The 16,502-nt window shown below is 21.2% G+C and carries 9 protein-coding genes and 1 tRNA gene; 8 read left to right on the forward strand and 2 right to left on the reverse strand.

What is annotated here, in order from left to right; translation table 11 throughout:
• Positions 1-90 precede the first annotated feature (90 nt).
• The gene (gene asd / locus RJX12_RS01775; RefSeq protein WP_343192049.1) at positions 91-1,200 is read right to left on the reverse strand and encodes an aspartate-semialdehyde dehydrogenase; all 1,110 of its coding nucleotides are present in this window, start codon (positions 1,198-1,200) and stop codon (positions 91-93) included.
• A 408-nt stretch (positions 1,201-1,608) separates the two neighbouring features.
• Between asd and RJX12_RS01780 the strand changes: the two genes are divergently transcribed.
• The 8 genes from RJX12_RS01780 (at position 1,609) to recD (ending at position 14,837) form a co-directional block, all read left to right on the forward strand.
• A complete protein-coding gene (locus RJX12_RS01780; RefSeq protein WP_343192050.1) occupies positions 1,609-2,202 on the forward strand; it encodes a YhgN family NAAT transporter in 594 nt (197 codons plus the stop codon).
• A gap of 344 nt (positions 2,203-2,546) precedes the next feature.
• Entirely contained in the window at positions 2,547-3,713 is a 1,167-nt protein-coding gene (locus RJX12_RS01785) for a phosphoglycerate kinase (protein ID WP_343192051.1), read from the forward strand.
• A 57-nt stretch (positions 3,714-3,770) separates the two neighbouring features.
• Entirely contained in the window at positions 3,771-4,850 is a 1,080-nt protein-coding gene (fbaA, locus tag RJX12_RS01790; RefSeq protein WP_343192052.1) for a class II fructose-bisphosphate aldolase, read from the forward strand.
• A gap of 315 nt (positions 4,851-5,165) precedes the next feature.
• A complete protein-coding gene (mscS, locus tag RJX12_RS01795; RefSeq protein WP_343192053.1) occupies positions 5,166-6,017 on the forward strand; it encodes a small-conductance mechanosensitive channel MscS in 852 nt (283 codons plus the stop codon).
• A gap of 128 nt (positions 6,018-6,145) precedes the next feature.
• The gene (gene recC, locus RJX12_RS01800) at positions 6,146-9,424 is read left to right on the forward strand and encodes an exodeoxyribonuclease V subunit gamma (RefSeq protein ID WP_343192054.1); all 3,279 of its coding nucleotides are present in this window, start codon (positions 6,146-6,148) and stop codon (positions 9,422-9,424) included.
• Between the two features lie 48 nt (positions 9,425-9,472).
• Positions 9,473-12,976, forward strand: a complete 3,504-nt coding sequence (recB, locus tag RJX12_RS01805; RefSeq protein WP_343192055.1) for an exodeoxyribonuclease V subunit beta — start codon at positions 9,473-9,475, stop codon at positions 12,974-12,976.
• Between the two features lie 20 nt (positions 12,977-12,996).
• Positions 12,997-13,266, forward strand: a complete 270-nt coding sequence (locus RJX12_RS02495) for a hypothetical protein (RefSeq protein WP_428994270.1) — start codon at positions 12,997-12,999, stop codon at positions 13,264-13,266.
• Positions 13,149-14,837 (forward strand): exodeoxyribonuclease V subunit alpha, encoded by a 1,689-nt coding sequence (gene recD / locus RJX12_RS01810; RefSeq protein WP_343192056.1) that lies wholly within the window; start codon positions 13,149-13,151, stop codon positions 14,835-14,837. The genes RJX12_RS02495 and recD overlap by 118 nt, the downstream gene beginning before the upstream one ends.
• 161 nt (positions 14,838-14,998) lie before the next feature.
• Here the strand turns inward: recD and RJX12_RS01815 are convergent.
• Positions 14,999-15,075 (reverse strand) — tRNA-Met (locus tag RJX12_RS01815).
• Positions 15,076-16,502: the final 1,427 nt, after the last annotated feature.

Here is a 16,502-nt window from a genome sequence, read left to right on the forward strand (position 1 = left end):
ATTTAACTAAAAAAATATACTAATATCAAATATATAAATATTTTTTGTATTCTTAAATAAAATAATAAATATTCTAAAAAAATAAATGTATTAAGATACTAACAATTTTAATATTCTACGTAACGGTTCCGCCGCACCCCATAACAATTGGTCTCCTATAGAAAAAGCAGACAAATATTTATTTCCTAAACTAAGTTTACGTAATCTACCAACAGGAATAATTAATTTTCCAGTAACTGCTGTAGGAGTCAATTCATGTACAGTATTTTTTATATTATTTGGTATAACCCTGACCCATTGATTATGATTAAGTAATATTTCCTCTATATCTACTAATGAAATATCCTGTTTAAGCTTGATGACAAAAGATTGACTATGACACCTTAATGAACCTATCCTTACAGCTGTTCCATCAATTAAAATCTTTCTTTTAAATCCTAATATTTTATTAGCTTCTTCTTGAGCTTTCCATTCTTCTTTACTTTGACCAGATCCTATATCAACATCAATCCAAGGAATTAAACTTCCAGCTAAAGGAACATTAAAAAACTCTATTGGAAAATCTTTTGATCGAACAAATTGAGTTACCTTTTTTTCTATACATAATGGAGTAACACTTGAATCATTTATTTCTTTAGATACTACTGAATACAATGCTCCCATTTGACGAAGTAATTCTAACATATAATTTGCACCGCTACCAGAAGCAGCTTGATAAGTAGATACAGAAATCCATTCAATTAAATTAGCAACAAATAAACCTCCTAATGCCATTAACATTAAACTTACAGTACAATTTCCACCAATAAAAGTATTTACTCCTTTATTTATACCTTTTTCTATTATATGTTTATTAACAGGATCTAATACAATAACAGTATCATCTTTCATTCTAAGAGTAGAAGCAGCATCAATCCAATAACCTTTCCAACCACTGTTTCTTAATGTATAAAACATTTTTTTTGTATATTCACCTCCTTGACAAGTTATAATAATATTTAATGATTTTAATATTTCAATATTGTATGCATCTTCTAAAACAGTTGGAATTGTACCTGATATTATTGGTCCAACTTTACCAGGTTGTGACGTTGATAAAAAAATAGGATTTATATTTTTAAAATCATTTTCTTCTTGCATTCTCTGTAATAAAACAGATCCAACCATACCTCTCCATCCCACAAACCCAACTGTTTTCATTATTTTATTCCTTTATTATTATTGTAAATTAATATAATTAATTAAACAAATTTATATTATATATTAAAATTTATTAATACTATATAATAAATTAATTCAACATAATTAACATATAGTTAATAACATTATTATATAAATAATCTATACATAAATTATATTCATATAGACAAATAGATCTGATATCAACACTAATAAATTTTTAACAAATTACTATACTGTATTTATTAATACAGCATAATATATTATCTAATAAATCATTGTTTATGATAATGAAATAATAAATCTCACACTACGTTATCAATAAACTAATTCTTTAAAATTTATCTTTTTATAAAAATTATTTTATTTAAAAATCATTGATAACACATATTAATTTAATTTAAATTAAAAATGGATAATATAATTAAAATGAAAAATATACTCTCTGCTACAATATTATTAATATTAATCATGGATCCATTAGGAAATTTACCTATATTTATGTCTGTACTAAAAAGAATAACTCCCCATAGACGAAAAAAAATACTCATTAGAGAAATGATTATTGCTTTACTAATTATGTTGATTTTTTTATTTTTAGGTGAAACAGTATTAGCTAGTCTTAACTTAAGGACTGAAACTGTATCCATATCCGGAGGAATTATTTTATTTTTAATTGCTATTAAAATGATATTTCCAAAAGAAAAAATAAATGAAAAAATAATTCTTTTAAAAGAAGAACCTTTTTTAGTACCATTAGCTGTTCCTTTAGTAGCAGGTCCTTCCTCACTAGCTACGCTAATATTACTTACACATGAATATCCAAATAAACATTTATATCTTACAGGAGCTCTCATCATTGCATGGGCTATTACTGTAACAATACTATTATCATCTGAAATATTTCTTCGTTTATTTAGCCCTAAAGGAATAGACGCATTGGAACGTTTAATGGGATTAATACTAATTATGCTATCAACACAAATGTTCCTTGACGGTATTCAATCTTGGTTTCAACATTAACTATTTATAATCTCAATCATGTATATATATATCATTAAAACTATAAAAAAAAATCGTTCGATTTGTATAAAAATAATAAATTATAAATAAAATTTGTATAAATAAAAAACTATATAATAGTTAATAATATTATTTATACTAATTAATAATTTATTATATATAAATTAATAACGTATATCAATACTCTTATATTTTATTAAATCTAATTTTAACAACACAATCATAATAACAATACTACAAATAAAGTTATGATATACTTAATATAATCATTTAATAATCAATTTTAATTAATAAATGAAAAAACAAATAGAAGTTATAAATAAAACTACCATGAGATACACAATATGATTCATTTTTCTCAATTAAATATTTTTAACAAACGTGTATTAATAAGATTAGACTTAAACGTACCCATAAAAAATAACATCATACAATCTCACGCTAGAATTTTAGCTGCATTACCCACTATTAAAATCGCATTAAAAAAAAATGCAAAAGTTATCATTATGTCTCATTTAGGTAGACCAAAAATAGAACAATTTAATCCAGAATTATCATTATTTCCTATCTATCAATTTTTAAAAAAAATATTAAAGAATAATACTGTTTATTTTTGTAAAGATTATCTAAATGGCGTTTATATTAATAACGGTGAATTATTAGTTTTAGAAAACGTACGATTTAATATAGGAGAAAAAGAAAACAAAAGTACTTTAGCTAAAAAATATGCTAACTTATGCGACATTTTTGTTATGGATGCTTTTGGTGCAGCACATCGAATTGAAGCATCTACTTATGGAGTTATGGAATTTTCTCCTATATCATGTGCTGGTCCATTATTAATATCTGAAATAAAAGCAATTACACAAGCTTTAAAAAATCCTAATCGTCCAATGGTTGCTGTAATTGGAGGTGCGAAAATATCTACGAAATTTAATATATTAAATTCCTTAGTAAATATAGCAGATAAAATTATTGTAGGAGGAGGAATAGCTAACACTTTCATAGCTATTAATAACAATATAGGAAAATCTTTACATGAACCAAAATTTATTCAACAAGCTAAAATATTAACAAAAAAAAACAATATATTAATTCCTGTAGATTCTAGAGTAGGGACATATTTTGATAATAACACTCCTGCGAAAATAAAAAAAATTAATGAAATTAATAATGATGAAGAAATTATGGATTTTGGTGATCAAACTATAAAAAATATGGTCTTAATATTAAACTCTGCTAAAACTATTTTATGGAATGGACCAGTCGGTGTTTTTGAATTCCAAAATTTTAGGGAAGGTACAAAAATATTAGCAAAAACTATTGCTAAAAGTAATGCTTTTTCAATAGCCGGAGGAGGAGATACTTTAGCAGTAATAGAAATGTTTTCTATAAAGCATAAAATTTCATACATTTCAACTGGTGGAGGCGCTTTTTTACAATTTATAGAAAAAAATACACTACCTACTATAGAAATGTTAAAAAAAATCACCATGCATAAAAACATATAATTTTATCTCTTTTAAAAAATAAGAATAAAAGTGTTTTTTTTAAATAGGAAAATAATTATGTCAAAGATATTAAATTTCCTAAAAGCAGGAGTAATTTTTGGGGATGATATCCAAACACTATTTCAATTGGCAAAAAATAATAGATTCGCTATACCTGCTGTTAATTGCATAAATACAGATTCAATAAATACAGTTTTAGAAACAGCCGCTGCAGTACAATCTCCTGTAATTATTCAATTTTCTTTTGGAGGTTCTGCATTTATTGCTGGAAAAGGTTTAAAAACGAATAAACCAATTAAACAAGCTGTTATAGGAGCAATTGCTGGAGCAAAACATGTACATTTAATGGCTAAATACTATGGAATTCCTGTTATTTTACATACTGATCATTGCCATAAAGAAATATTACCATGGATAAATGGTTTATTAGAATCTAGCGAACAACATTTTGAAAAAACAGGTATTCCTTTATTTTCATCACATATGATCGATTTGTCAAAAGAAAAATTAGAAACTAATTTAAAAATATGTTCCCTATATTTAAAACGTATGAAAATAATTAATATGTTTTTAGAAATTGAATTAGGTTGTACAGGTGGAGAAGAAGATGGTGTAGATAATAGCGACATACATAGTTCATATTTATATACTCGACCTGAAGAAGTTAATTATGCATACGAAATGTTACACCCAATTAGTCCATATTTTACTATAGCAGCTGCTTTTGGAAATGTTCATGGTGTATATAAATTAGGGAATATTCAACTAAAACCAATAATCTTAAAAAAATCTCAAGAATATATTAGCAACAAACATAAATTACCTCATAATTCTCTTAGTTTTGTATTTCATGGTGGTTCCGGATCATCTGATATGGATATCAAACAATCTATAGAATATGGTGTAGTTAAAATGAATATTGATACTGATGCTCAATGGGCTACCTGGAAAGGTATTTTAGAATTTTACGAAAAAAATAAATTTTATTTACAACATCAATTAGGTAATCCAAATGGTCAAAATGAACCAAATAAAAAATATTATGACCCACGTATTTGGATTAGAAAATCTCAAATATCTATGTCCCAATGTTTAAAAAAAGTTTTTCAAAAACTAAATGCCTGTTATACTTTATAATCACTTATATTAAATAGCATATTTTATCTAAAATTAGAGGAGAATAATACTAATATTCTCCCTGATTTTCAATTATTTTTCTAATATTTTTTTTAATTATATATTGATTTAATAAAAAATTTGCACTTGTTTTTTTAAAAAAAATAAAATATAATCTTAGAAATTTAAATATTAACATTGAAATATGGATATACAAATAAATAACTTTAATCAATTAATTCGTATAAAATTTCAATTTAAAATATCTTAAAAAAATATATATATAATATTTATAAAAAATATATTTCACAAAATAGTCAACTAATAAGGAAAAAAATGGAAGAATTAAATGTAGTGAATGACATTAATCATGCTGGAAATTGGTTAATAAAAAATCAGGAGCTACTAATAAGACATGTAATTAATCTTACTTCTACCATTATAATTTTAATTGTTGGACTATTTATAGCAAGAATAATTTCCAATGGAGTTAACAAAATTGTAATAACTAGAAATATAGACACTACCATTGCTAGTTTCCTTTCTACTGTAGTAAGATATACAATTATAACATTTACATTCATTGCTGCTTTAAGTTGTATAGGTATACAAACTACATCTGTAATTACAATACTAGGTGCTGCAGGAATGGCTATAGGATTAGCATTACAAGGTTCTTTGTCTAATTTTGCAGCTGGTGTATTACTAGTAATATTAAGACCATTACGTACAGGAGAATATGTAGATTTAGGAAATATTTCAGGTACAGTAACTAACGTTCATATTTTCTACACTATGTTAAAAACATTAGATGGTAAAATAGCAGTAGTCCCCAATGGAAAAATAATCTCTGGAAATATTATTAATTATTCAAGAGAACCGGCTAGAAGAAACGAATTTATTATATGTTTGTCACATGATAATGATATTGACTTAGTTTTTTGTATATTACGTAATGTCGTAAATAGTGAAAAAAGAGTATTAAAAGATAAAGGAATAATTATAGGATTAAGTGAAATTACTCCAATTTCACTAAACATTATAGTACGATGTTGGAGTCATATAGATGATCTAAATACAGTATATTGGGAATTAATGGCTAAATTTAAAAAATCACTAGATGAACAACATATTTATCCTCCTTGTGCTACTAAAATAGAAGTTAATCTTTTTAAAAAACATCTCTAGCACTATAAAATAATTAAATAAATTATAAATTAATTATTATACACTATATAAATTACAAAATATTCTCATAAAATATTGAACATAATTAATGTACATCAATATTTAAATAATAAAAATAAAAAAATCATATGTTTTTAATATACCAATCTCATAGATTTGATGTGTTAATACGCCAAGCATGTAAAATTATGAAAGATAGTCCTTTGGCAGATCCTTTTAAAAAAGAAATTTTTTTAGTAAAAAATAAAGAAACAATAAAATGGATTAAAATACTGATAGCCGATAAATTAAAAATTTCCGCAAATATCGAATTTATTGACATACATAATTTTATAAATAAATTGCTTTTAAACATTATACCACAAAATACTTCTCCAATCATATATCATCAATCTAAAATGATTTGGAAAATTATGACTATTATAGAAAAAGAAAAAACAAAAAACTTAATAATAAACAAAAATAATTCTTTACTAAAAAAATTTCAATTTGCATCTTACATAGCTGACTTATTTGATCAATACTTAATTTATCGCCCAGATTGGATATATAATTGGGAAATAGACAAAAATAATTTAATCTATAATACAAATGAAATATGGCAAAAAAAATTATGGAAAAAATTAATCACATCTAACAAAAAAAATCATAAAAAATTTAATTTTTCTCATCACTATAATTTTATCTTACAAAAAATAGAAGAAATTAATTTTACATATTCACTGATTTCAAATCGTTTTTTTGTATGTGATATATCGTACATTCCTATATCTTATATACAAATTTTATATTCTCTAAGTAAAAAATATAAAACTTATTTATTAATGACTACCCCATATACAAATTATAAATTTTTTAAAAAAAATTCCATTCAACCAACAAAAAATAAATTTAACAAATACTCTAAAAAACTGTTTTATGATATTTACGAACAATTTCATAAATTACAACAATTACATACAATTAATCCAATTCTTTTATCATGTGGAATATGGGGATATGAATATATTTCTATGTTGTTAACAAAAGAAAACAAATATATTAATTGTGATACTCCAATAAAAAATGATAACTTATTACAAACAATACAAAAAAATATTCTCAAAAATAAAAACGTACCTAACGAAAAAAAAATATTATCATCTAAAGATCAATCCATTTCAATACATATTTGCAATAATATACAAAGAGAAGTAGAAATATTACATAACAATTTATTACATACATTAAATAATGATACTACAATATTCCCAAAAGATATTATTATAAAATCCTTTAAATTAAATACTTATATTCCTTTTATTAACAATGTTTTTAATTCTCATACTGCAGATCATTATATTCCTTTTGTAATATTTAATGAATTATCTGATACAGACAATGAAATACTATTTATTTTTTCTAAATTACTAAATTTAGAAAAAAACAGATTTTCAAATAAAGAAATATTTATTTTTTTACAATGTTCACTATTAAGAAATAAATTTGATATTCAAGCTAAAGAAGTTCCTATACTATTCAAAATAATTTATAACTCAGGTATTAGATGGGGACTAAATAAAAAACATCTAAATGAACTATTATTACCTAACAATATAACATGTACTTGGGAACATGGTATCCAAAAAATTATGTTAAATTATGCAACAAATAATAAAAATACAAATTTTAATAAAATTAATTTATATAATATCAATAATACATTATACACTGAATTAATATGTAAAATGTTAAAGTTCATAGAGACACTGCAAAAATGGAAAAAAAAACTATCCCAACCTAAATCTCTTAAATCTTGGTTACCTATATGCAATAAAATGATCAATGATTTTTTTGATAGTGATAAAAGTAATGATAATGTATTAAATGACGTTCAACAAAAATGGACAAAAATAATCAATAATGGAATAAAATGTAATTATAAAAAAAAAATTTCTATCGCTATAATACGTATTATGTTACTTTCAAAAAAAATTAAAAAAAATAATAATTTTAGTAAAATATTTTCTGGTCCTGTTATTTTTTCTCAATTTAATACCTTTCTAACTATTCCTTTTAAAGTTGTATACATCTTAGGTTGTAATCATGACCAATTTCCTAAACAACAAATATTCAACCAAATTAACTTAATGCAATCTCATCCAAGAGTATGTGACCCAAACTCTCAATATAAAAACAAATTTTTATTTTTAGAAACATTACTTTCAGTAAAAAAATATTTATATATTAGCTATATTGGCAATTCTATTCAAAACCAAAAAAAATTTTATCCTTCTATCATATTAGAAGAATTAACTCGATATATTAATGATAATTTTTGTTTAAAAAATAAAAAAACATTACATATTAAAAACATAAAACATGATGTTATTTCACATTTAATTACATTACACACAAATACAATAATCGATAAACAAAATTATATTAAAAATAATTCATACAAACAAAATTTTTATTCAGAATGGATTAAAATATATTGTAATGAAAAAAAAATCAATTCTAAAAAAAATAAAAATTTAACTGTAATTATAAACAAAGAAATAAATTTTAATAATATACTATTTTTCTGGAAAAATCCTATTTATTATTTTTTTAATAATCGTTTAAACATTCAATTTGAATCATCAGTATTAGAATCAACTGAACAATTTACACCAAATAACTTAGATTGCTACAAAATAAGATTATATCTACTAAATTATAATTCACCATTTTCTAATAAAAATGATATATTTAAACATCTTGTACAAATAGGAATATTATCTAATAATAATTTTGACTATGTATACTTCGAAAAACAACTCAATAAAATTATTACTTTAAAAAATAAAATGTCAACAATAGATCAATCATTAATGATTAAACAAAAATTTAACTTTAAAATAAAAAATTATTACTTATACGGAAATTTAAACAACATTTACAATAATAAATTATTAGATGTAAAACCTAAAATACTCCATATACACGACGGCTTGTTATTTTGGTTAAAACATTTATTATATTGTTACCTAGGAGGAAATCAATCAAGTAAAATATTAGGATTAAATAATAGTGCATGGAATTTCATACCTTTAGATAAAAATACTGCATATATGTACCTAGAAAAATATATATCTGGATATATACAAGGATCAAAAAAACCTATTTTATTAATTAAATCAGGTATGAATTGGATAAAAATAGTTTATGATAAAAACCATCAGAAAATTAGTACAAATAATATGATGAACGATCAAGGATATAAAACGTTGCTTAATACATGGAACGGTAATTTATATTTATCTGGAGAAAAAAATGATCCATATATTAAAAAAATTATTCCAATATTAAATCAAGAAACTATTGATATTATACTAAAAACTTCGAAAAAATGGTTATTACCTATGTTAAAAACACAATGTTAATTACTGTTTATTTATTAACTTAAAAAATATATTAAATAAAAACGTACTATGAAAAAAAAAATAGATGTATTTAATGTACCTTTAACAGGAACAAAAATAATTGAAGCTTCAGCCGGTACAGGAAAAACCTTTACTATCATTATATTATATTTAAGATTATTACTTGGTATTAATAACAAAATGAAATGTTTTTCTGTAACAGAAATTTTAATTGTTACATTTACAAATACTATGAAAGAAGAACTAATTACACGTATTAAAAAAAACATTTATTATTTAAGAATTGCTTGTATACAAAAAAAAACTGACAATCCAATATTTAATGAAATTATTTCTCATATTACTAATTTAAATCATGCAATAATACTATTATTTAAAGCAGAACATCAAATTAATGAAGCTTCTATTTTCACTATTCATAGTTTTTGTTTAAATACATTACAAACAAATCAATACCAATCTGATATAATTTTAAAAAAAAATATTTTAGACAATATATATCCCCTATACTACCAAGCTACATGTGATTTTTGGAGAACACAACAATTATCATTAACTAAAAACATTTCAGAAATAATTTTACAATATTGGAAAAATCCAGAATCATTATTAAAAAACGTTTTACCTATAATAAAAATGTCTCCAGTAATTATTAAACCTAAATTTAAAAAAACAATAACTATTACAAAATATCATCAACAATTATTAAATAATATTAATTCTTTTAAAAAAAAATGGTTATCTTTTAATAAAAAAATTATATATTTAATTAATAATCAAAAAAATAACAAACATATTTATAGTAAAAATAATATGTTAAGATGGATTAATAAAATTACAATATGGGCTAACGAAAATACATATAATTACTATATTCCAAAAGAACTAAATTATTTTACAACAAGTAATGTATATAAAAATACGTTATCATCTGAAACAATATCACATGATATTTTTAAATATATAGAAATATTTTTAACAATGAAATTTTCTCTTAAAGAAATATTTTTATCTACAGCTATAAAAAAAATTAATTACTTAATAAAGAAAGAGAAAAAAAAAATAGAATGTTTAGAATTCGATGATTTATTAATTTATTTCCTCAATTATTTCAAAAAATATAAATTATTTAAAACGTTACATAAACGATATCCTATAACCATCATAGATGAATGCCAAGATATTAATGTATATCAATATAAAATATTTAAAAAAATATACTGCGCTCAAAAAGAATATCTTTTAATATATATAGGTGATCCAAAGCAATCTATTTATACTTTTCGTGGTTCTAGTATTTTTACTTATTTTTTTATAAAATCAAAGATTAAAGAACATTATTACCTCGATACCAATTGGCGTGCATCATATGATATGAATAACAGTATCAATATACTTTTTTCAAAAATGAAAAATCCCTTTTGTTTATCTCCTATTACTTTTAAACCAACTAAATCTCCTAAAAAAAATATAAACCTTAAACTAATAATAAAAAAAATTTGTCAGCCAGCATTACGAATTCTAATAAATACAAAAAAAAATATTACTATTAATGATTATCAACAATGGATAGCAAAAGAATGTGCATCATCTATATTATATTGGTTATCAATTAGTAAACAAGGAGATGCTTTAATTAAAAAAAATAATTTAATTACACCACTAAAAGCTGAAGATATTACTATTTTAGTAAGAAATAAAAACGAAGCAAAAATTATAAAAAAATCTCTAGACGAAGTAAATATAAACTCCACATATTGTTCTAATAATAATAATATTTATAAAACTACTGTAGCAAAAGAATTATTATACATTTTTCAATCTATTTTAGAACCAAACAATGAAAAATTGTTAAAAAGAGCAATGATTACTAATCTTTTAAACTATAACATATATGATATTGATAATTTACATAAAAAATATCAGTTTTGGTCCGAATTAATAGATCAATTTAATAAATACAAAATAATCTGGAATGAAAAAGGTATCTATAGCATGATACGTGCTTTATTAGCTGATTATTATTACAATTATCAAAATATAACCAACAGTCATATTAAAAATAATACCATAACAAATATTATATATATATCTGAACTGCTACAAAACAAATCTAGATTTATTTCTAGTAAACATATATTAATTTTTTGGTTTAAAAATAAAATATTTGATCCTATTGCATTATCTCAAAAAAACTATATTCCACAAAATAACTATAATAATTGTATTAATATTGTTACATTTCATAAATCAAAAGGACTAGAATATAATATAACTTGGATTCCTTTTTCTATCTATTTTCCAAAATCTCAGTTAAATATATATCATAGTAAAAACGTATTAAGTACTATTATTGATTTTAGTATTAATCAAAAAAATTTTAACCAATCTAAAAAAGAAATGTTATCTGAAGAGATCAGATTAATATACGTGGCATTAACTAGATCAATTATACACTGTAGTATAGGTATAGCACCTGTACTTAAAAAATATACTACAGAAACTAAAAATAGTAATAATTGTAATGACTTACATCTCAGTGCATTAGGATATATTCTACAATCAGGACATAAATACAATATAGAAAAATTTATTAACGAAATAAAAAAAATGAGTTATGTACAATATATTGACGTAATATATAATACTTTAAATCATCATACCAAAAAAAAATATCAACAAAACATAACTAAAGATATATATTATCTTTATTTAAATAGAAAAATACAAAACTATTGGTGTATTGCTAGTTATACAACATTAAAAAATATTGACAATTTAAATAAAGAACAAAATATTATACAAAATAAAATATCAATTACAAAAAATATACAATTATATCATACAAAATATGATGTATATCATTTTCCAAAAGGCATGAAATATGGAACTTTCTTACATAAAATACTAAAACTACATAACTTCAAAAAAACAATAAATATCCAATGGTTAATCAATGAACTTGAGCAAATTAATTTAAGTAAAAAATGGTCTCCCATGTTACAAAATTGGATAACTGAAATTAGTCACATATTTTTTATGAAAAATGAAATTAATTTATATAATTTACCATTAAATCAACAAATAAAAGAATTAGAATTTTATTTATCTATAAGTAATATAGTCACTGACGTTCAAATAAACAAATTATTTAAATATTATCATCATTCTAGCTACAATATATCTACTCCACTATCTTTTAATAAGATAACAGGCATGTTAACAGGCTCAATTGATTTTATTTTTTATTGGAAAAAAAAATATTATATTATAGACTATAAAACAAATTGGTTAGGAAATTCTGTAGATGACTATAATCAAAAAAAAATAAAAATGAATATAATACAAAATAGATATGACTTACAATATCAACTATATAGTTTAGCACTGCATAGATATCTTCAGCATAGAATAAAAAATTACCAATTTAAACTACATTTTGGAGGAGTATTTATTTGGTTTTTGCGCGCAATACATCATCAAACTAACGGAATTTTTTATACTCTTCCTCAAAAAGAATTAATTGAAAAATTACATCAAACGTTTAATTAAAAATAATTAGAGATATTTCTATGTATATCATTACTTTACTAAAACAAGCCATAAAAAAAAAAATTATCCATCCCATTGATTTTTATTTTGCTATTAATATCGTAACTACAAAAGAACCAGAAATAATTTTAGCAGCAGTGTGCATAAGTTATACTACCAGGTTTGGTAATATTTGTTTACCTATATCACATATAGAAAAAAAAAAGTTTTTCCTAAAAACAATATATTATTTATCGATAAATTATGGAATACAGTTGGAAATCCTAGTGATTGGGAAAAAACATTACTAAATAGTGCAATAGTCAGTAACAATTCATATTCATCCCCTCTAATTATATCAGAACATAATTTATATCTGAATTATCTATGGAAAGCTCAAAAAACAGTAAGCTCTTTTATTATATGTAATAAAAAAGAATATATTGACTTAAAATTATCAAAAAAAATATTACAGTCATTATTACATAAGAAAGATGATATAGATCAAAAAATAGCCATCGCTTTATCAATGATTTGGAAAATTATTTTTATTATAGGAGGTCCAGGAACAGGAAAAACAACTACAGTAGCTAAAATATTACTAGCATGTATTCGTATATTAAATCAAAAAGTTAACATACAATTAGCAGCACCAACAGGAAAAGCAGCTAATAAATTAACAACATCGTTACAAAAAAGTATAAAGAATATACCATTAAATGAATTAGAAAAAAATATTATTAAAAAATTACATGCTGTTACACTACATCGACTATTAGGTATAAAAAAAAATAGTAACAAACCATTTTTTAATGAGAATAATTTATTAAATATAAATATATTAATAATAGATGAAGCATCAATGATTAGTTTAACATTAATGGAACAACTAATTAAATCTTGTCCAAAACAAATTAAAATTATTTTTTTAGGTGATATTAATCAACTACCTTCAATTGAACCAGGATGCGTACTAAAAGATACATATTATTATTATAAACATGCATATAGTCATGATATAGCAAATTTACTACATAAAATTACTGGAGAAAAAATACAAAAAACAAAAAAAAATAATTTTTCCACTATCAGTGATAGTATTTGTATATTAAATAAAAATTATCGATTTGATGTCAATTCAGATCTTCAACAATTGTCTATCGATTTAATTTTAGATAAAAAACAAGTCATAGAAAAAATATTAAATAACCAATATAAAAATATTTTCTATTATGACATAAGTCATAAAAAAAATTATTATTCTATGATAAAACAAATTATAATAGAATATTCTAAATATTTAACAAACATAAAAAACAATCATTGTTTATATAATATAATAAAAAAATTTAATAAATATCGTGTTTTATGTGCAATTAGAAATGGAATATACGGTGTAAAAGAATTAAATTTACGTTTAGAAATTCAAATGAAAAATTTAAATCTTATTAAAAATATATACTATATTAACAATGATATGTGGTATGAAGGAAAACCAATAATTATTACCGAAAATAACAACTCTCTTGAATTACTTAACGGAGATATTGGAATTACTCTTTTTGATTATAAAAAGAGATTAAAAATATTTTTTATAAGAAATGAAAACTTAACAAAATCAATTCCTATTAATTTAATTACTACATATGAAACTGCATGGATTATGACAATTCACAAGTCTCAAGGTTCTGAATTTTCACATACAGTATTAATTCTACCAAATAAAAAATATGAAATATTAACTCATGAACTATTATATACAGGAATAACTAGAGCTCGTAAAAAACTAACAATATATGCTAACTACTCATGTTTAAAAGAAACAATTCAAAGAAATTGTACAAGATACAGTAATCTATACAAAAATAATATATCTAATTAAAACATAGAAAATATAAAATCTATTTTTTTAAATTTAAATAATAAATTATTTTTATGATTTACTAAATAAAATAACTATTTTTAATAATTAATAACTATAAATTTATATTTTTTATTAAAAAAATAAATATAAAATATATTAAATAAATATTATCCAATTTATGGTTGCGGGAGCCGGATTTGAACCGACGACCTTCGGGTTATGAGCCCGACGAGCTACCAAACTGCTCCATCCCGCGTTTACTAATACAATTACTATACTACTTGATTTAATTATCATACAACTTTTTTTAAAAAAAAACAATAAATATTTTTTAGTTTATAAACTATCTATGATAAATATAATCTTTAAATTTAAAAAAATATATATAATGAATGATATAAAAAATACTTAACAAAACTACATATTTTATACTTTATATTAATTAATATATGTATTCCGCATAATATTATAATAATGATTTATTAAATTAAATTATTAATAAAAACATTATTAAAATTTTTTTAAAAAATAAATATAAAATTTTTAAAACTTAAATTTATAGTAAAAAAATAGATATTTAAAAGTTATTAAATAACAATTTATCAAAACAATAATTCTATTTTAAATATATTAAAAATTAACATTTCAAACATAAAATACTTTAGTCGTAATTTATATATGAAATAATATACAATTAATAACAATATAAATTATTTTTATTCATATACATAACTTTATTAAGAACTGAAAAATATATTATAAATACAGAAAAAAACAATTTATAACTTTAATTTTAAAAATAATATTATCTATCAAAACATAAAATTATTTAATAAATAAAAATAATAAGTTACACTTAATATGAACAAAAAAATATAAATAATTCTATAAATTATAACTGAGTGCCGTTACCGAAATGTAAAACTATTTTTAATATATATATAAATATAATTATAATTATAATATTATATATTATATTAGATAAATTATAGATATTAAAAACAATTTTATAAATAAATATTAATATAAAACATATGTGACACAACATATAATATTAAAATAATTAAATAAAATAAAAACTAACTAATAATTAAAACTTATCATAATAATTATTAAATAATTAAAAAAATATCTAATCATTGAACAATAATTTCATAAAAAAACAATGATTATTATACAAAATATGAAATTTATCTATAATTTAAAAAAACCTAAAATAACTATAATTTATTCTACCAAAACAAAATGTTAAAGTTATGTTAATTTATCCATATACTATATTTTATATCTCTAACAAAAAAAATGAATATATATTTATTTATAACCAATAATATATTAATACAAATTTATATAATATATCTATAAAAATATTTATTGTAGAGATAAAATTAAAAATAAGAATATTAATGAATAAAAATTAAATATAATAATATAATAAATATATTATTGTTATAATTTTATAAAAATATAAAAATTTTATAAATAAAAAAATAATACTAAATATTAACAAAATTATTACTTACATAATCCACTCTTAAATATAAAAAAATAATTTTTATAAATTCTTATAAAACGATAAAAAAACTTATTTAAGTCATTATATAGACAATAAATTTATACAATACTATTTAATAAAATTTTTAATACTTTAAAAAATATATTTTTTTATTAAAAAAATTAAAA

Origin of the sequence: Buchnera aphidicola (Formosaphis micheliae) (assembly GCF_039403185.1) — a bacterium.
Classification (GTDB): Bacteria; Pseudomonadota; Gammaproteobacteria; order Enterobacterales; family Enterobacteriaceae; genus Buchnera_C; species Buchnera_C aphidicola_B.